Origin of the sequence: Ancylobacter sp. Lp-2 (assembly GCF_020523795.1) — a bacterium.
Classification (GTDB): Bacteria; Pseudomonadota; Alphaproteobacteria; order Rhizobiales; family Xanthobacteraceae; genus Ancylobacter.
The window spans coordinates 55,499-73,674 of the sequence record NZ_JAJALI010000017.1 but is presented as its reverse complement, the minus strand read 5'-3'; the positions used below and the strand labels follow the sequence as shown (position 1 = coordinate 73,674).

General features: G+C 66.6%; 18 protein-coding genes, 1 tRNA gene and 1 pseudogene. 9 read left to right on the top strand and 11 right to left on the bottom strand.

Annotated features, from left to right (window positions below):
• Positions 1-414 (bottom strand): annotated as a pseudogene (locus LGR54_RS24970) (transposase); the annotation flags it as partial.
• A 354-nt stretch (positions 415-768) separates the two neighbouring features.
• On the opposite strand from LGR54_RS24970, the gene LGR54_RS24965 reads away from it, so the two are divergent.
• From LGR54_RS24965 to LGR54_RS24950, 4 genes are all read left to right on the top strand, one after another.
• Positions 769-1,599 carry an oxidoreductase gene (locus LGR54_RS24965; protein WP_230364664.1) on the top strand — a complete coding sequence of 277 codons (831 nt, stop codon included), beginning with the start codon at positions 769-771 and terminating at the stop codon, positions 1,597-1,599.
• A 37-nt stretch (positions 1,600-1,636) separates the two neighbouring features.
• On the top strand, positions 1,637-2,683 hold the full coding sequence (locus tag LGR54_RS24960; protein WP_230364663.1) for an AraC family transcriptional regulator: 1,047 nt from the start codon (positions 1,637-1,639) through the stop codon (positions 2,681-2,683).
• Between the two features lie 108 nt (positions 2,684-2,791).
• Positions 2,792-3,007, top strand: a complete 216-nt coding sequence (locus tag LGR54_RS24955; RefSeq protein WP_230364662.1) for a hypothetical protein — start codon at positions 2,792-2,794, stop codon at positions 3,005-3,007.
• A 4-nt stretch (positions 3,008-3,011) separates the two neighbouring features.
• The gene (locus LGR54_RS24950) at positions 3,012-3,590 is read left to right on the top strand and encodes a class I SAM-dependent methyltransferase (protein WP_230364661.1); all 579 of its coding nucleotides are present in this window, start codon (positions 3,012-3,014) and stop codon (positions 3,588-3,590) included.
• A gap of 235 nt (positions 3,591-3,825) precedes the next feature.
• On the opposite strand, the gene LGR54_RS24945 is transcribed toward LGR54_RS24950, so the two are convergent.
• From LGR54_RS24945 to LGR54_RS24935, 3 genes are all read right to left on the bottom strand, one after another.
• Positions 3,826-3,915: transfer RNA gene (locus LGR54_RS24945), tRNA-Ser, on the bottom strand.
• Between the two features lie 56 nt (positions 3,916-3,971).
• On the bottom strand, positions 3,972-4,673 hold the full coding sequence (locus LGR54_RS24940) for a hypothetical protein (RefSeq protein WP_230364660.1): 702 nt from the start codon (positions 4,671-4,673) through the stop codon (positions 3,972-3,974).
• 156 nt (positions 4,674-4,829) lie between these two features.
• Positions 4,830-5,099: a hypothetical protein gene (locus LGR54_RS24935; protein WP_230364659.1), complete on the bottom strand. Its 270-nt coding sequence runs from the start codon at positions 5,097-5,099 to the stop codon at positions 4,830-4,832.
• On the opposite strand from LGR54_RS24935, the gene LGR54_RS24930 reads away from it, so the two are divergent.
• A complete protein-coding gene (locus tag LGR54_RS24930) occupies positions 5,098-5,295 on the top strand; it encodes a hypothetical protein (protein WP_230364658.1) in 198 nt (65 codons plus the stop codon). The two genes, LGR54_RS24935 and LGR54_RS24930, sit on opposite strands and share 2 nt — an antisense overlap.
• 317 nt (positions 5,296-5,612) lie before the next feature.
• Positions 5,613-6,182 (top strand): hypothetical protein, encoded by a 570-nt coding sequence (locus tag LGR54_RS24925; protein ID WP_230364657.1) that lies wholly within the window; start codon positions 5,613-5,615, stop codon positions 6,180-6,182.
• Positions 6,183-6,262: 80 nt separating this feature from the next.
• Here LGR54_RS24925 and LGR54_RS24920 read toward each other — a convergent pair whose 3' ends face one another.
• Genes LGR54_RS24920 through LGR54_RS24910 form a run of 3 tightly spaced genes read right to left on the bottom strand, consistent with a single transcriptional unit; the run spans position 6,263 to position 9,111 of the window.
• Positions 6,263-7,030 carry a heme ABC transporter ATP-binding protein gene (locus LGR54_RS24920; RefSeq protein WP_230364656.1) on the bottom strand — a complete coding sequence of 256 codons (768 nt, stop codon included), beginning with the start codon at positions 7,028-7,030 and terminating at the stop codon, positions 6,263-6,265.
• A 6-nt stretch (positions 7,031-7,036) separates the two neighbouring features.
• On the bottom strand, positions 7,037-8,149 hold the full coding sequence (locus LGR54_RS24915; RefSeq protein WP_230364655.1) for an iron chelate uptake ABC transporter family permease subunit: 1,113 nt from the start codon (positions 8,147-8,149) through the stop codon (positions 7,037-7,039).
• Positions 8,146-9,111 carry a hemin ABC transporter substrate-binding protein gene (locus tag LGR54_RS24910; RefSeq protein ID WP_230364654.1) on the bottom strand — a complete coding sequence of 322 codons (966 nt, stop codon included), beginning with the start codon at positions 9,109-9,111 and terminating at the stop codon, positions 8,146-8,148. The genes LGR54_RS24915 and LGR54_RS24910 overlap by 4 nt, the downstream gene beginning before the upstream one ends.
• A gap of 247 nt (positions 9,112-9,358) precedes the next feature.
• On the opposite strand from LGR54_RS24910, the gene LGR54_RS24905 reads away from it, so the two are divergent.
• The 3 genes from LGR54_RS24905 (at position 9,359) to rimO (ending at position 13,417) form a co-directional block, all read left to right on the top strand.
• Positions 9,359-11,512, top strand: coding sequence for a TonB-dependent receptor domain-containing protein (locus tag LGR54_RS24905; RefSeq protein WP_230364653.1), 2,154 nt, complete (start codon positions 9,359-9,361; stop codon positions 11,510-11,512).
• A gap of 75 nt (positions 11,513-11,587) precedes the next feature.
• Complete coding sequence (locus LGR54_RS24900; RefSeq protein ID WP_230364652.1) at positions 11,588-11,914, top strand: antibiotic biosynthesis monooxygenase; 327 nt, start codon at positions 11,588-11,590, stop codon at positions 11,912-11,914.
• A 144-nt stretch (positions 11,915-12,058) separates the two neighbouring features.
• Entirely contained in the window at positions 12,059-13,417 is a 1,359-nt protein-coding gene (rimO, locus tag LGR54_RS24895) for a 30S ribosomal protein S12 methylthiotransferase RimO (protein ID WP_230364651.1), read from the top strand.
• Positions 13,418-13,531: 114 nt separating this feature from the next.
• Here the strand turns inward: rimO and LGR54_RS24890 are convergent, their stop codons facing one another.
• The 4 genes from LGR54_RS24890 to LGR54_RS24875 all read right to left on the bottom strand — a co-directional run bounded on the left by LGR54_RS24890 (position 13,532) and on the right by LGR54_RS24875 (position 18,114).
• Positions 13,532-14,302, bottom strand: coding sequence for a DUF4239 domain-containing protein (locus LGR54_RS24890; RefSeq protein WP_230364650.1), 771 nt, complete (start codon positions 14,300-14,302; stop codon positions 13,532-13,534).
• 15 nt (positions 14,303-14,317) lie between these two features.
• Complete coding sequence (locus LGR54_RS24885; protein WP_230364649.1) at positions 14,318-15,556, bottom strand: ArgE/DapE family deacylase; 1,239 nt, start codon at positions 15,554-15,556, stop codon at positions 14,318-14,320.
• Positions 15,553-16,833 (bottom strand): allantoate amidohydrolase, encoded by a 1,281-nt coding sequence (locus LGR54_RS24880; RefSeq protein ID WP_230364648.1) that lies wholly within the window; start codon positions 16,831-16,833, stop codon positions 15,553-15,555. The genes LGR54_RS24885 and LGR54_RS24880 overlap by 4 nt, the downstream gene beginning before the upstream one ends.
• Before the next feature lie 195 nt (positions 16,834-17,028).
• On the bottom strand, positions 17,029-18,114 hold the full coding sequence (locus LGR54_RS24875) for a BMP family ABC transporter substrate-binding protein (protein ID WP_230364647.1): 1,086 nt from the start codon (positions 18,112-18,114) through the stop codon (positions 17,029-17,031).
• Positions 18,115-18,176 lie beyond the last annotated feature (62 nt).

Sequence of the window (18,176 nt, the reverse complement as noted above, 5' to 3'; positions counted from 1 at the left end):
ATCGCCTCGCGCAACAGGGCATCGTCCGGCCGGGTGCTCATGTAGCGCACCGTCGAGCGGTCGATCGTCAAGGCCAGGCACGCCCGACGCTGGCTCACCGCATGCACCGTGCAGGCATGAGCCACCGCCTTCCGCTTCGCATCGGGCGTCACCATTTTTTGCGGCGACATCCTTCAGGATCGCGTTGTCGAGCATCTGTTCGGCCAGCAGCTTCTTGAGGCGGGCGTTCTCATCCTCGAGGGTCTTCAGCCGGCGCGCATCCGACACGTCCATCCCGCCATACTTCGCCTTGAACTTGTAGAAGGTCGCCGACGAGATGCCGTGCTTGCGGCAGGCCTCCGCCGTCGCCGTTCCGGCCTCCTGCTCCTTCAGCATCCCGATGATCTGCTCTTCCGAAAAACGTGAGGGGCGCATCGTCCGTCTCCTTGATCGACGGACTCTACTCAAATCTGGAGGAAGATCAGGGTCTCACGTCACACTTCCTAAATAGGGAAACCCAGGGCGAGCCTGACCGTCACGCCGGACGACTCCCACCGTCTGGAAAATGGAGCGAGGCCAAGGTCCGCTACTGGCGCTAGGTAGCTACGAGTTCTTCCCAGGCAGGACCTAGCCGACCTCGGGGAATCCCTCTCAAAGCCAGGCTGCGGCCAGCCGATAACGGCGCTCCCGATCGCGCAGAATGGCGCCTTCTGCAACTCGCATGGCGCGTACCGTCATCGGCAACTTGAGGCTGGCGTCTTACGTTCGTGCACGTCAATGGAGGACGGCATGCAAAATCCCCGCAAGAAAATCGCCGTGGTGACCGGAGCCTCGTCCGGCATGGGCAAGGATATCGCCAAGCAGTTGATCGAGGACGGCTACCATGTCTTTGCCGCCGCCCGAAACGTCGAGAAGATGGCCGATCTTGGGGCGCTCGGCGCGACGCTGCTGCATATGGACATCTCCCGCGAAGACGATATCCGCGCGGCGGTCGACATCGTCCTCAATGAGGGCGGCACGGTCGATGTGCTGGTGAACAATGCGGGCTTTGGGCTCTATGGCCCGGTCGAGGAGATCACCCTCGACGAGGCCCGCTACCAGTTCGAGGTGAATCTGTTCGGTGCCGCGCGGCTCACCCAGCTGATCCTGCCTGCCATGCGGGCGCAACGTTCCGGCACCATCGTCAACATCACCTCGATCGGCGGGAAGATCTATTCCGCGCTCGGCGCGTGGTATCACGCCACAAAGCACGCACTGGAAGGCTGGTCCGATTGCCTGCGCCTCGAGGTCGCGCAATTCGGCATCCGCGTCATCATCGTCGAGCCCGGCGTGATCGAGACCGGCTTCGGCGACGCCGCCTCCGGCAATCTGCTGAAGCGGTCTGCCGGCGGCCCCTACGCCACGCTCGCTCAAGCCGTCGCCAATGCCATCGCCAACACCTATGGCAAGGGAACCGGTAGTTCCGGCACGGTGATCGCCGATGTCGTGTCAAAAGCGGTAAAGGCGCGCAGGCCGAAGACCCGCTATGCCGCCGGCAAATATGCCAAGATGTTACTCGGCATGCGCAAATGGCTGAGCGACCGGACCTTCGACAGCATTATCATGAGCCAGATGAAATGAAGTTACAGCGCGCAACCGCGACCATGCGAGGCCGGCGATGAGCACGATGCCTGCCGATCGGTGCAAGATCCCGCCCGCCTTCTGGCGCGTGATCGAGCGCATGGGCTATCCGCCGGCCGCCATATTGCGGCAGGCACGGCTCCCGGCGACGCTGCATCTCAACGAGCAGGTGGTCGTCACCACCGAGCAATATTTCGCGCTCTGGAACGCGGTTGAGCTGCTGGCGAACGATCCGGCGCCCGGCATCCGCCTGGTGCTCGGCGCCGACACAGCCGCCTACCCGCCGGCGAGCCTCGCCGCCTTCTATGCGCGCGATTATCGCGACGGCCTGATGCGGCTCGCCCGCTTCAAGCGTCTCTGTACGCCCGAGCAGCTCCATATCGCGGAAGCCAAGGAGGGCGGGGTGGTGACCAACGCCTGGTTCCATGCGACCCGGCCGGAGCCGGCCATCGCCACCGACGTCACCTTCGCCTCGCTGGTCGAACTCGGCCGACGCGGCACCGGCCAGCCGGTGAACCCCCGGAAGGTTGATCTCGCCCGGCCCGATCCGGGCGACGGAGTTCATGCGGATTACTTCCGCTGCGCCGTCCGCTTCGGAGCGCCGCGCAATGCGCTGGTGCTCGATCCGGCCGATCTCGACCGCCCATTCCCCGGCCACAATCCCGAGCTGCTGGCCATCCTGACGCCCGCGCTCGCTGCAGCGCTGCAGGAGTTGCAAACACACAGCTCCGTCGGCGCCCAGGTGAAGATGGCGCTGAAGCGCAGCCTGGCGAGCGGGAGGCCGGAGCTCGCCGACATCGCCCAGTATCTCGGCATGAGCGAGCGCACCCTGCAGCGGCGCATCACCGAGGAGCAGACGACCTTCCGAGAACTGCTCGTCGAGGCACGGCGGGAACTCGGCCGCCAGTTGCTGGCCGATCCTTCGACCGATATCGACGAGGTGGCCTGCCTGCTCGGCTATCAGGATGCGAGCTCGTTCTACCGCGCTTTTCGCGACTGGGAGGGGGTGACGCCGGGCGAGTGGCGCGAGCGCAAGGGCTTACCTGGCGCGGCCAACGAGAGCCCACCCATCTGGACACATTGACGTTCGCGGGTTTGGCGCACTCCCCCAGAGCATCGGCACCCTGTGCCACTGCCGCGTACGGCGTCGACGGCCATCTCCCCAGGCTGACACTATCCTGAGGAGGCCTGCATGGCCAAGAAGATCGCGCTCATCGCCGGCGCATCACGCGGCTTCGGCCGTATCTGGGCCGAGGCGGCGCTGGCCCGCGGCGACAAGGTGGACCAGAGAGACGTGCGCGCCGAGCTTGATACCAATGCGTTCGGCATGCTGCGGCTGATCCAGGCACCGCTGCCTTGTCTGCGTGAGCAGAGGAGCGGTCACATCCTTTGCGATCTATTGAGGTGACGAGATGCCAAGCGACATTTTGACGTTCCTTCGGTCCTGGGCCACCGAGCCCATGCGGGTCGGCGCGGTCGCACCATCCGGCAGCGCGCTCGCGGATCTCATCACACGCGACATCGGGCCCCATACCGGGCCGGTGATCGAGCTCGGGCCAGGAACCGGAGTCTTCACCGCCAGGCTCCTGGCCCGCGGCGTCGAAGAGGCGGACCTCACCTTGGTCGAGTACGGCTCCGATTTCGCACGGCTGCTGCAACGGCGATTTCCTGATGCGCGCATCATGTGGATGGATGCCGCACGGCTCAAGACTGTCGCTTTCGGGGCTCCGCGGTCCGTCGGCGCCGTAATCAGTGGCCTGCCGCTCCTAAGCTTCTCGCCGCGCAGGATCATCGCCATTCTGGACGGAGCGTTCCATCACCTCCGTGCAGGCGGCGCGCTCTACCAGTTCACCTATGGGCCACGCTGTCCGGTGCCTCGGCCGATCCTCGACCGCCTCGGCCTGCGCGCGACGCTTGTCGGCCGAACGCTGCTGAACATGCCGCCGGCCGCGGCCTATCGCATTACACGGCGAGCAGCTCGCATGACCTAACTGACCAAGTAAGCAGCCCTTGCCTGGCAGTCTGAGCCGTTGACAGGACGGCTCCGAGCCTCCGTTTCCAGGGCACAAGCCAATGTCCGCTGCTGGCGCGTGGCGGGCTTTCGCCGGAGCATTGTTCGGCCGTCACAGGCGGGCACAGCAAATCAAAAATGTGGGGCGAAATGGCGCTTTCTGGCTAGAATCGGCACCGAAAGCACCGAAAAATCAATAACTTGCTAAAGAAAGTTGGCGGAGAGGGTGGGATTCGAACCCACGGTGGGCTTGCACCCACGGCGGTTTTCAAGACCGCTGCCTTAAACCACTCGGCCACCTCTCCGTTGCGGCGGATTGTTCATCCCATACCCGGCGACGAATGCAAGGGCGCCCGGTTGCTTATCCCCCCTTCGGTCGCGATTGCCCTGGCGCCCCCTCGGCTGGACGTTCCATTTGCGCCGAACGCCACTGCGCCATGAAGGAGGCCGTCTGATCGAGGATCAACGCCTCCACCGCCGGATGCGTCGGCAGCGAGGCGTGATTGACGAAACGGGCGCCCGCTGCCCAGGCGTCGATGTTGCGGGCGCCACGCACGTTCGGGAAGCCCGGACCATGAATGTTGATGCACCGCTCCACGGGGCAGGCCGGAGAGCCTGGCGCAGCATCGATGGTGATGACCAGCGGGGCACGATGCCCCCTGCGCACCAGGTCGCGAGCGAAACTAAGCGCCGTCGAGCCGCCGAGAGAATGGCCGATCACGACATCGGGTACCGCTCCGGCCTGTCGATTGAGGAAATGCGTATCGCTGAGGGTACGGAAGCCCTGCTGGCGCAGCGGGCGCGAGAGCGCGGAAACGCCGACATAATCGGTCTCGACATAGACGCCGAGCCCGTCCAGCAGCAGAACCAGCGGAGGCGAGGACGGCGTCAGCGGCGACGGCGATACGGATGGGGGCACGAGCGGCGACGTCTGCCAGGGCACGAACAGCGACGGCTGCTGCGCCAAGGCCGGCGCGGCCCAGCAAAACATGCCGCATAACACCCCGGCGATCGCCCGTACTGCAAGCCCGCCGATGCTGGCCCTCACCTCTTCTTCCGTCAACTCGCCACCTGTGTGTTCCGGCACGGCACCGCCCGCCCGTCGACTGATAGCCGACAGGATGACCCCTGACGAACGGCGTTTTTGCGGCGCACCGCTTTCACGCGGTGCGCCTGCCCGTAACGAGGAAAGGTGGCAGCGGGAGCGAGCCGTCAGCCGTCAGGCGGCGTGCGGCCGGCCTTCATCGTCGCCGTGCAGCCCGCAAGCCGTCGCCCAGCTACGAAACGCGGCCCAGGCGTGGGCCTGCTGCGCCGGCTCCCGTGCCTGCTCCAGCTGGGTGAGCAGCATTTCCGCGTAGCGCCCCAACCGGTCATGTCGCAGCGAGCGCAGAAGCTGCACCGCGCAGTCGAGCGAGCGGACCTCGATGGTCTCGCGGCCGACATGGACATGGATGGGGTCAGGCCGGAACTCGGCTACGGTAAGCGTCATGGTGCTGATCCTCCCAAAGCGCGGCCCATATTTTTTGGGTGGCCTGCCGGGCGGCCGCAGCCCCGTGGCCTTCCGCAAGAGTCTAGCGCGGATTTACATCACTGGCGCGACACCATTGGGTGATCGGGCTGCTTTCACCCTCGCCGATCAGGCGAAAGCGCTCCTCGGCATGAAAAATACAGAACATAATACATAGAATCTGGGATGCCAGGCGCACGATCAATCTACCGCGCCTCCAACACAAGCTGCACCGCAGCCGATGAGAGCAATAAGCAAACCCCACCTTCGCCCGCCTCCAAGCGAAAACGATAGATTGCGCAGAAAATAGACAATAATTCATAAATATACTGAAAAATACAATAAATGTTATTTTTATGATCGTAGATTTAATTTTATATTATAGCGCACATTTTGCATGACATATTGCTAAAATATGATCTGTATTTCGTAATTTACTTCATGTTACGCTGCGAGCGGACGACGCCAAGATCGTCCCTCAAAGAGGAAACGCCAATGTCCATCCGTACCAAGATCGCCGCGCTGGCCGCGGCGGCGACCCTGCTCGGCATCGTGCCCGCCCTTGCGCAGGACGAGATGTCCCACGCTGCCGCCGTCACCGCCTATGTGAAGAAGAACATCGAGCCGTGGCTCAGCGACCCGGCCGTGATTTCCGCCGTCCTGACGTCCAACAAGGCGCACGCCAAGCTCATGCAGAGCGACATCGACGAGCTGGACAACAAGTGGAAGGCCAAGGACCAGGCGCTGCGCGACAGCACCATGAAGAACAAGCTGGCCGAGTTCCTGACCAAGAAGAAGGACGCGTCGGGTGGCATCATCACCGAGGCCTTCGTCATGGACGGCTACGGCCTGAATGTCGGCCAGACCGACGGCACCTCCGACATGTGGCAGGCGGATGAGGCCAAGTGGCAGAAGACCTATCCGGTCGGCCCCGGCGCCATCTTCGTCGACAAGGTCGAGGAGGACGGCGGCAAGAAGATCGCCCAGGCCAGCGTCGCCATCTCCGACAAGGGCCAGAACATCGGTGCCGTCACCTTCGGCATCGACGTCGACAAGCTGAAATAAGCCGGCGGCCTATCCGCGCCGGTGAACAGCCGCCGGAGGAGGCCCCCCAACCTCCTCCGGCGGTTCCGCGCGCCCGCCCTTCAAGCGCGCGTCATAGCCTGCGGCAGCAGGAACGGGCCGCTCTGCGGCGCGGTGCCGATCCGCGCCGTCACCGCATAGAGCTCGCCGACAAGAGTGTCGGTCAGCACCTCGGCCGGCGTTCCGCGCGCGACGATCCGGCCGCCCTTCAGCGCCACCACCTCATCGGCGATCATCGCCGCGAGATTGAGGTCGTGCAGCACCGCCGCCACGCCGCCGCCGCTCCGGGCCACCTGCCGGGCAAGATCGACCACCATCAGCTGGTGCGACAGGTCGAGGCTTGAGGTCGGCTCGTCGAGCAGCAGGTAACCCGGCCCGTCGCAGCTCGCGAACTGAGTGAGCGCGCGGGCGATCTGCACACGCTGCTGCTCGCCACCGGACAGCGCCGCATAGGGCCGGTCGCGGAAGTCGGCGAGGTCGACCTTCTCCAGCGCCCCGGTGATGCGGTGCGGCGCCCGCTCGCCCTGCGGCAAGCCGATCGCCACTACCTCGGCGACGGTGAAGGGAAACGCCACATGCACATCCTGCGGTAGCACCGCCCGCCGCCGGGCCAGCCGGGCCGCGCCAAGCGCTGCGATGTCCTGCCCGTCGACCAGCACCCTGCCCCGCTTCGGGCGCAGCTCGCCGGACAGCACCTTCAACAGCGTCGACTTGCCGGCGCCATTGGGACCGATCAGCGCCGTCACCCGGCCGGGCTGCACGGCGAGGTCGGCACTATCCAGCAGCAGCCGGCCGGGCACCGCGTAGTCGATATTCTGCGCTTCATACATGGGACATCACCCGAACAGATCGGCGCGGCGGCGCAGCAGCAGCCAGAGGAAGAACGGTGCGCCGATGGCCGCGGTGACGATACCCAGCGGCAACTCCGCCGGCGCGGCGATGGTGCGCGCCACAAGGTCGGCGCCGAGCAGCAGCGCCCCGCCGGCGAAGGCCGAGGCCGGCAGCAGCAGGCGGTGTCCCGGCCCGAAGAGCAGCCGCAGCAGATGCGGCACCACCAGCCCGACGAAGCCGATCACCCCGGCCGCCGCCACTGCCGCGCCCGCTCCGGCGGCGACGCCGGCGATGGCCAGGCGCTTCGCCCGCTCGACATCGATGCCGACATGGAAAGCGGCGGCTTCACCCAGCGCCAGCGCATCGAGCGCCCGCGCCAGCGGCGGCGCCAGCACGAACAGCACCAGCACGAAGGGCGCCGCCGCCACCAGCTTGGCCCAGGTGGCGCCACCCAGGCTGCCCATGCTCCAGAAGGTGAGGTCGCGCAATTGCTGGTCGGAGGCAATGAACACCAGAAGGCCGGTCCCCGCCCCCGCCATCGCCCCGAAGGCGATGCCGGCGAATAGCAGCGTCGCCACCGAGGTCCGCCCCTCGCGGGTCGCCACCACATGCAGCACCATCGTGACCAGCAGCGCCCCGGCAAAGGCGGCGGCCGGTAGGCCGAACTCGCCGAGAAACGCCGGCAGGCCCGCCCCCGGCAGCGCCGCCGCCAGCGAGGCGCCGAGCACGATCCACAGCACCGCCGCCAGCGCCGCGCCGCTCGACACGCCGATCAGCCCGGGATCGGCGAGCGGATTACGAAAGACGCCCTGCATCATAGCCCCGGCCGTTGCCGTCGCCGCGCCGACCATCAGCCCGAGCAACGTGCGCGGCAGCCTGATGTCGAGCACCACCACGCTCTCGCGCAGCCCGATCTCCGGGCCGGCGATGCTGCCGCCCATCGCCCGCCAGAGGATGGCCAGCACATGCTCCACCGGGATCGTCACCGGGCCGATGGCGAGCGAGGCGAGTGCCGCGACCAGCGCCAGCACCGCGCAGGCCGCGACGCCCAGCCGCGCCCGCCGCTCCCGCGCGCTCCGCTCCGACACCGGCCTCACGGCGACCGCCTCGACGCTCACGGCGCCGTCCCCGTGGCCTGGGTCCACGGCCGCGCCGGCAGCTTCGGCAGATCGAGCTCGGGATAGATCGCCGCGGCGAGGTCGCGTGCCGCCTGCGGCGTGCGGGGGCCGAAGGCAAGCAGATAGGCGCCGTCGACCGGGAAAAGTCGCTTGTCGCGCGCTGCCGGCGTCGTCGCGAAGGCCGGCAGCTGGAGTATGGCGTCATCCGCCCCGCCGCTCCGCCCCATCTTGACGATGGCATAAGGCTCGACGGCCAGCACCGCCTCGCCCACCGCCGGCTTGTAGCCGGTGATGGCGCTCATCACATTGGTCACGCCGGCCAATTTGAAGGCGGCATCGGCACCGGTGCCCTGCCCTCCCACCATCGGCGAGCCGCCGCCCATCGACATCACGAACACCGCGCCGCGCGGCTCCTTGATGCGCGCGCGCATCGCCGCCAGCGCCTCGAAATCCTCGGCCACCGCCTTGGCCAGCGCCTCGCCCTTCTCGTCCGCGCCCATGGCGTGGGCGACGAAGCGGATCTTGGCGACGACGCCGGCGGCATCGTGCCCTTCCGGCACCGAGATGAATGGCACCGAGGCCTGCTGCAGCACGTTGATGGTGGTGGGCGGCCCGGATCCCTCCATCGCCAGCACCAGGCTGGGACCGAGCGCCAGCACCCCCTCGGCGGAGAGCGCGCGCATATAGCCGACATCCGGCTTGTCCTTCAGCGCCTGCGGCGGGAACACGCTCGTCGTGTCGACCGCGACGATGCGGTCCTCCAGCCCCAGTGCATAGAGAATCTCGGTGATGGAGCCGCCGATGGCGACCACCCGGCTGGTGTCCTTCACCATCACATGCCGACCGGCGCTGTCGACCATTTCGACCGCAGCCGGCTCGGTGGCACGAGCGTATTCCTGTGGTAAAATCGCCACGCAGAGCAGAAACACAAGTTTCAAACTATTATAAATCACATTCAGCATGGCAACACCTCTCAATGTTGCCGCCTATGTGAACCAATGATTGCCTTGATTCAATTCATTTTCGTATGAGTCATCGAACTGATTTGGTCGGTAAACCTCAAAATATAATTATTATAAAGTGTAACTAAACTTTGTTGACTCCGATATTTACCTGAAAATATGACCGATGTGACGCAGATGCGAGGCGGAGTCGGCTACCGAAACACGGCAGCTCTCCGGCCTCGTCGCTTACGCATCGAGGATGATCATGGCCGCGACCTTCCCGCGCGCCGGCGCCAGCCGCCGTCCGCTCTCCCGCCACTCCGCCCTGCTCGGCATCTCGCTCGGCGCGCTCGTCGTCGCCGCGCCGGCGCTGGCGCAGCAGGCCGCCTCCACGGCGACCAGCACGACGACGGCGACCGCCGGCGAGGCGGAAACACTGCCGACGGTGACCGTCCAGGGTGCGGATGGACGGCTGGTCTCCGACCCCTATTCAACCCCGTCCGCGGTGAGCACGGTCAATCTTCTGAACGGCCTCAACCAGTCGGCCCGTCTCGACACCGTGCTGCGCACCGTGCCCGGCACCTTCACCGAGCAGAGCACCTCGAATCCCGGCGTCGCGATCAACATCCGCGGCTTCCAGGGCTTCGGCCGCGTCAACATGATGATCGACGGCGTGCGGCAGAACTTCCGCTTCGTCGGCCATGAGGCGTCAGGCTTCGCCTATGTCGACGAGCAGCTGCTGGCCGGCGTCGACATCGCCCGCGGTGCGGTCTCCACCGCCGGCGGGGCCGGTGCGCTGGCCGGTGCGGCCGATATGCGCACGCTCGGCGTCGACGACATCATCAAGCCGGGCAACAACTGGGGCGCGATCTCCAACCTCACCTGGGGCAGCAACGGCGTCGGCTGGAAGGAAATGTTTGCCGGGGCCGCCAAGCTCAATGACCGCGTCTCGGTCGCCGGCGCCATCGCCAATTCCAGCCCGACCAATTACGAGAACGGCGCTGGCCAGATGGTGCCCTATACGTGGCAGAACCTCACCTCGGGCCTGCTGAAGAGCGACATCAAGCTCACCGACGACTCGACGCTGAAGCTCGGCGCGGTGTTCTACAACAACTTCTTCTACGCCAATTCCGCCGACCAGCAGATCACCAACAACACATTCTCAGCCAAGTATCACTACGATCCAGATAGCGAGCTGATCGATTTCCGGCTGAACGCCTACTACAATGACCTGACGATGACCTACCTGAACACGCCGCGCACCACCCGGCTTTCACGCGGCCGCGTCATCGAGGACAATGGCTGGGGCTTCGACACCTCCAACACCTCGAACTTCATGTGGGGTGAGGTCGCCGTCTCGACCATCAACGGCTTCGAGTATTTCTACGATGACGTCAGCGCCTCGAACACTGTGACCCCCTCGCAATATGGCGGCGTCAATCCGTCGGGCGAGAGCAGCATCGGCGGCCTCTTCTCCGAGACCACCTTCAGCTACAGCATCGTCGATTTCATCCTCGGCCTGCGCTACGACTTCTACACGCTCGATGGCTCAGGCTATGAGAACGGTACCGGCGGCGCGGTCCCCCAGGGCCCCTGGACGGTAGACGAGAGCGACGGGCGCTTCGACCCGAAGTTCACCCTGGCCATCAACCCGTATGACTGGCTGCAGCCCTATGTGACCTATGCCGAGACCATGCGCGCGCCGACGGCGAGCGAAACCATGGTCGGCGGCGAGCACCCGGGCAGCACCGGTTCCTATTCGGCCAATCCCTATCTCCAGCCGGAAGTGTCGAAGGGCTGGGAGTTCGGCGTCAACCTCCGCAAGGACGGTCTGTTCACCGCCAACGACGCTTTCCGCCTGAAGGCCGACTACTTCTCGAACGACATTTCGAACTACATCGTCACCTGCCTGGGCGGCGCCGGCACCCAGACCTATTTCTGCAACGTCGACGGCACCTCGCGGGTTAGCGGCATCGAACTGGAGGCGTCCTACGACGCCCGCACCTTCTTCGCCTCGGCGAGCTACACTCACAACGACAACGACCTGCCGCCGCAGACCCAGGGCTTCGGCACCAACCAGTACCTGCCGGACGACATCTTCTCGATGACCGCCGGCCTGCGCTTCCTCGACGAGAAGCTGACCATCGGCGGCCGCTACTCCTTCTATTCGCAGTCGACGCTGATCGGCTACAACTCGACCTTCACCGCCGCCGCGATCAGCTCGACGCCCTCGCCGAGCTATGGCCTGTTCGACCTGTTCGGCAGCTACCAGATCAACGACCGCCTGACCTTCCGCGTCGACGCCACCAACCTGCTCGACGAGGACTACACCCCGGCGCTGTCGATCCAGCCCACCGGCTTCACCGGCAACACCGGCCAGGGCCGCACCGTGCTGATGAGCCTGCGCGCGCACTTCTGAGCGACGCCGGTTTCCATCTCCCGATGCCGGGCGCTATCGTCCGGCATCACCCATCCGACCAATGAGGGACGCTCCATGTTCATCGCCATGAACCGCTTCAAGGTGAAACTCGGCTCGGAAGCCGATTTCGAGCAGGTCTGGCGCGCGCGCGACAGCCACCTGTCCACCGTGCCGGGCTTCAAGAAGTTCGACCTGCTGCGCGGCCCGCAGCGTGACGATCACACGCTCTACGCCTCGCACACCATCTGGGGCAGCCGCACCGATTTCGAGGCCTGGACCAAGTCGGAGGCCTTCCGCGCCGCCCACAAGAATGCTGGCGGCAACAAGCCACTCTATGTCGGCCATCCCGAGGTCGAGCTGTTCGAGGCCGTCGATCTCGGCACCGCCGAGAAGGCCGCCTGACGGCCCTTCTACCGACCGTCGACCACCTTCACGCCGGGTCGTCCTGCGCCGTGCGCGCGGCGGCCCGGCGTCTTCGTGAGTTGACGGCGGACCTCACCTCGATTAACGGCTCGCGCTTGCTTTCGAACCCGAGCCCGACATCCCATGGCCGACCACGCGTCGATCGACGTCCCGCACAGCCCTTCCGGTGAGGCGCCGCGCATCTCCTTCGTCTCGCTGGGCTGCCCCAAGGCGCTCGTCGATTCCGAGCGCATCGTCACGCGCCTGCGCGCCGAGGGCTACGAGCTCTCGCGCAAGCACGAGGGTGCCGACCTCGTCATCGTCAACACCTGCGGCTTTCTCGACAGCGCCAAGGCGGAGAGCCTCGCCGCCATCGGCGACGCGCTGAAGGAGAACGGCAAGGTCATCGTCACCGGTTGCATGGGCGCTGAGCCCGAGCAGATCCGCAACGTGCACCCCGGCGTGCTGGCCGTCACCGGCCCGCAGCAATATGAGAGTGTCGTCAACGCGGTGCACGCCGCGGTGCCACCGCGGCACGACCCCTTCCTCGACCTCGTGCCGCCGCAGGGGGTGAAGCTCACCCCGCGCCACTATGCCTACCTAAAGATTTCTGAGGGTTGCAACAATCGCTGCACCTTCTGCATCATCCCCAAGCTGCGCGGCGATCTGGTCAGCCGCCCGGCCGGTGAGGTGATGCGTGAGGCCGAAAAGCTGGTCGCCGCCGGGGTGAAGGAACTGCTGGTCATCTCGCAGGACACCTCCGCCTACGGCGTCGACCTGAAATATGCCGAGAGCCAGTGGAAGGACCGCCAGGTCCGCACCCGTTTCCTCGACCTGTCGCGCGAGCTGGGCTCGCTCGGCGCCTGGGTGCGCATGCACTATGTCTACCCCTACCCGCATGTCGACGAGGTCATCGGCCTGATGGCGGACGGCGTGATCCTTCCCTATCTCGACATCCCCTTCCAGCACGCCTCGCCGACGGTGCTGAAGCGCATGAAGCGCCCGGCGGCGCAGGAGAAGACGCTGGCGCGCGTCCAGGCCTGGCGTGCCGCCTGCCCGGACCTCACCTTGCGCTCGACCTTCATCGTCGGCTTCCCCGGCGAGACCGAGGCCGAGTTCGAGGAGCTGATCGACTTCCTGGAGGAAGCCGAGCTCGACCGCGTCGGCTGCTTCAAATACGAGCCGGTCGCCGGCGCGCCGGCCAACGACCTCGGCGTCGCGATCCCCGATGAGGTGAAGCAGGAGCGCTGGAACCGCTTCATGGAGGTGCAGCAGCGCGTCTCCGCCCGGCGGCTCAAGCGCAAGGTCGGCACCCGCCAGCAGGTAATCATCGATTCGGTCGGCCCCACCGTGGCGGTGGGGCGCTCCAAGGCGGATGCGCCGGAGATCGACGGCGTGGTGCATGTCGCCTCGCGCCGGCCGCTCCGGGTCGGCGAGATCACCACGGTGAAGATCGAGCGGGCCGATGCCTACGACCTGCACGGCACCGCGGTGGGCTTCTGAACCGCCCGCCTTCTAGAGCCCTTCCGGTGAACTCCGGTTCACAGGAAAGGCTCCAGGGTCTTGTTCGGACGCGTTTTCTTCACGCGAACCGCATTCCACTTCGCTCGAAACGCTCTAGCGCAGGATGCGCGCCAGTTCCTCGGAGGGGAGCAGGCTCGCATCGACCGAGGGCCAGATCAGCGCCATCGTGTAGGACATCGTGGCGACGAAGGCGATGGTGAACAGGACGAGGCCGACGACCAGCGGGCCGCGCCGCCCGGTGTGCAATGCCGCCAGCCCGGTCTGCGACAGCACGCCCAGCAGCAGCACCATGATCCAGCGGTGCGGCGCGAGATCGGAATTCACCGCGAAATAGCGGTCGCTGCGCAGCTTGCGCAGCTGCATGTAGACCTGCACCAGCGGGCCGCGCAGCGTCGCAGGGGTGGCGGGATCGGCCTCCACCTCGCGCAGGCGCTGGTTGATGGTGTCGAGCCCGGCCGCCGCCTGCGGATCGAGACCGGTCCACCCCTCCCGCCATTCGAACGTCACCACGGCACGCGCATAGTCGGTGATGGCGACGTGCAGCCCGTCGCAGGGCGTGCCGCACATGGCGGCGAGATCGACGCCGTTTCCCAGCGTCTGCACCTCTTCCTGCATGGTCTTGGACAGCCGGACGTCGCCGCTCCAGATGTCGCTGATCATGAAGGCGAAGAACAGCGCGAAGGGCAGCGTCAGCGCGCTGAGCACCGAATTGGCGAAGTCGCGCGAATTCACCCACGCGACCACGCTTTCCATCATCGCCACCCGATAGGCGATGAAAGCCCACACCACCGGCACCATCCCGACCACGACGACCGAGATCCAGTATCCGTGGTCGTCGAGGAAGGGCGTCAGCAGACCGGCCATGACTATAGCGAGCGGCTAGCGGGCGGCGAGCAGGTCGCGCAGCGCGCCCTCGATGATCCGCGTCGCCTTGTCGAGGTCGGAGATGCGCACATGCTCGTCGGCGGCATGGGCGTTGGCCTCGAGGATCGAGCGCGGCCCGGCGCCGTAGAGCACGGTGGGGATCCCGGCGGCGGTGTAGTGACGCGCATCGGTGTAGAGCGGCACGGCAGTCGCCGGCGGCACCTCGCCCAGTATCTCGGCCGCGTGCTTCTGGATGGTCTCCACCAGCGGCTCGGTGCCCGGCAGCGTGCGCAGCGGCTCGGCGAGGATGATGCGCCGGCACTCGATGTCGATGCCGTCCCAGCCCTCGACCGCCTTCTCCACCAGCGCGGTGAGCGCGGCCTCGACCTCCTCGCCATTCTCCTCGGGCGTCAGGCGCCGGTCGACGCGCAGCGAGATGCGGTCCGGCACCACATTGGTGTTGATGCCGCCGGAGATCAGGCCCACCGTGATCTTCGGCGAGCCGATGCCCGGCGTGGCGCTGGTGATGCCGTAAAGGCGACGGCGCTCGCCATAGATGGCGGTCAGGATGGCGGTCGCGGCTTCCAGCGCGTCGGCGCCGGTCTCGGGCATGGCGGCATGCGCCTGCTTGCCGCGCACCACGATTTCGAGGTGCAGCGCACCGTTATGTGCCACCACGACGGAATAGGAGAAGCCGGCCGAGATCGCGTAGTCGGGCTTGGACAGGCCGTGCTCCAGCAGCCATTTCGGCCCGACGAAGCCGCCGGCCTCCTCGTCATAGGTCAAATGCAGCTCGACGGTGCCGTCGAGGCCCTCGGGCTTCTGCTTCAGGGCGAGCAGCGCGAAGGCATAGGTGGCGAAGTCAGACTTCGACACCGCGGCGCCGCGGCCATAGATCGCCCCGCCCTTCTCCTCGGCGCCATAGGGATCGAAGGTCCAGCCCTCGCCCGGCGGCACCACGTCGCCATGGGCATTGAGCGCGATCACCGGCCCCTTGGCGTCGCCGAAGCGCTCGCGCACCACCAGATTGACCACCGACTTCATGCCGTAGCTCTTGACGAAGGGCTCGGGCACCGGATGGCGCTCGACAGTGAAGCCGAGTTCCTCCAGCAGTTGCCCGGTCACTTCGGCATGGGCGGCGCAGTCGCCGGGCGGGTTGTCGCTCGGCACGCGGACCACCGCCTTGAGGAACGCCACCTCGCGTTGGAGCCGCTCTCCGTCGCGACCCGCGACGCCCGCTTCGACTTGGCTCACTGCTCTGCTCCCTGGACGCTGCCCGCCAGTTGCGGCAGCTCGAACCGTTCGATGAAACGCACCAGCGCCGCCACCGCAAGCCCGATATCCTGCGGGCTGGCGTATTCCGCTGGATTATGGCTGATCCCGCCCCGGCAGCGCACGAACAACATGCCGACCGGGCACAGGCGCGACATGGCCTGCCCGTCATGGCCGGCGCCGGACGGCAGGGTCGGCGCGCGGTGGCCGAGATCGGCGGCGGCGTTGCGCAGCCTCAGCTGGAGATCGCGGTAGCATGGCACGGTGCCGACCTCGTGAAAGGCGGAAATCACCACGCCGAGCCCGCGCGCATCGGCGATGCGGTGCGCCTCGCGCTCGAATTCGGTAAGCGCCTCGCGGCGGGAGATATCGGAGCCGGAGCGCAGGTCGAGGGTGAACACCACCCGCGACGGGATGACGTTGACCGAGCCGGGCTCGACATGCAGCCGCCCCACCGTCGCCACCATGCCGTGGCGGTCGGCGCGGGCGATCTTCTCGGCCACCAGCGCCATCTCGGCGGCACCGGCGAAGGCGTCGCGGCGCATGCGCATCGGTACGGTGCCGGCATGGCCGGCCTCGCCGGTAACGGTGATCGACAGCCGCGAGGCGCCGGCAATGGCGGAGACGATGCCCAGCGGCTCGCCCTCGGCCTCCAGCACCGGCCCCTGCTCGATATGAGCCTCGACATAGGCGATGGTCTTGTCGGGGTCGTAGGCCGCCGCCGGAATGTCGGCGGGATCCTTGCCATAGGCGCGGATCGCCTCCTCGAGCGAGACGCCGTCGGCGTCGCGCGCGCCGAGCCAGGACGGCAGGAAATGCCCGGCCACCGCGGCGGAGGACGACAGCGTGGTGGGAAAGCGCGTGCCCTCCTCGTCGCCGAAGGCGAGCACATCGATGCCATAGGGTCGCTTCAGCCCGGCCTTCACCACCGCCTCGACCGCGAGAATGCCGACGATCACCCCCATGGTGCCGTCATAACGGCCGGCATTGGCGACGGTATCGATATGCGAGCCGATCAGCAGGCGCGGTGCCTCGGGACCGGCCGGCTGCCAGCGGCCGCGCAGCGTGCCGAGCGCATCCTCGGAGACGTCGAGCCCGGCCGCGTTCATGTAGCCGGCGACCAGATCGGCGGCGCGACGATGCTCCGGGGTCAGGAAGAAGCGGGTGAGGTTGTCGCCGGACTGCGAGATGACGCCGAGAGCATCGAGCATCTCCGTCGCCCGCGCGCCCATGGCGGCGATGTCCACCGGTATCCTCATGCGCCCGCCGCCGCTCCCATTGTCGCCGTCCGGCCCGGTCGTTCGCGAAGCCGGGCACGGTATGATCTGGCGCATCGCATATGGAAGTGGCTTTGGCAATCTCGGCGGCGGCCCGGAGGTCGCCGCCGATGGCTTGGAAAGGTCCGGCGGCCCGGAGGTCGCCGCCGATGGCTGGGAAGGGTCAGGCGCCCCGGCTCACTGGCCGGGCACCTTGTCGTCGATGCCCTTCACGTACCAGTTCATCGACAGGATATCCTTGTCGGCCACCGCCTCGCCGGCCTTCGCCACTACCGTGCCGTCCTGCTTGACGACCGGGCCCTGGAAGGGGTTCAGCGCACCGGACTTGATCTTGGCTTCGGTCTCCTGCGCCAGCTTCTTCACGTCGTCGGGCATGTTGGTGTAGTCGGCCATGTGCACCTCGCCCTCCTTGAGGCCGGCCCAGGTGTCGGTCGACTTCCACGAGCCGTCCATCGCCTCCTTGACGCGCTCGACATAGTAGGGCGCCCAGTTGTCGACGATCGAGGTGAGCTGCGCGTTAGGGCCGAACTTGATCATGTCGGAGGACTGGCCGAACGCCTTGACGCCGCGCGCCTCGGCGACCTGCATGGCGGCCGGGCTGTCGGTGTGCTGGGCGATGATGTCGACGCCCTGGTCGATCAGCGCCTTGGCGGCGTCGGCCTCCTTGGCGGGATCGAACCAGGAGTTCACCCAGACGATCTTCACCTTCATGTCGGGGTTCACCGACTGCGCGCCGAGCATCATCGCGTTGATGCCCGAGATCACCTCCGGAATCGGGAAGGAGGCGATGTAGCCGATGGTGCCGGTCTTCGACATCTTGGCGGCGATCTGGCCGAGGATGTAGCGGCCCTCGTGGAACTTGGCGTTGTAGGTCGCCATGTTCTTGTCGCGCTTGTAGCCGGTGGCATGCTCGAAGAACACCTTCGGGTGCCGCTTCGCCACCTTCAGCGTCGGCTCCATGTAGCCGAAGGAGGTGGTGAAGATGATCTTGTTGCCGGCGCGGGCCAGTTGCTCGATCACCCGCTCGGCGTCGGGGCCTTCCGGCACGCTCTCGACATAGGAGGTCTCGACCTTGTCGCCGAACGCCGCCTCGACCGCCTTGCGGCCCTGGTCGTGCTGGTAGCTCCAGCCGAAATCGCCGACCGGCCCGATATATACCCACGCCGCCTTCAGCTTCTCGGCGGCGGAAGCCGGCAGCGCGCCGGCGCCGGCCAGAGCCGCACCCGCGGCGAGGCCCAGCGCCAATGAGAGAATCTTCCGCATGAACGTCTCCGCTCTTCCTGTCCGCGGCGGCCTTTGGTCACGCATCCCACCGGGGCCGCCGC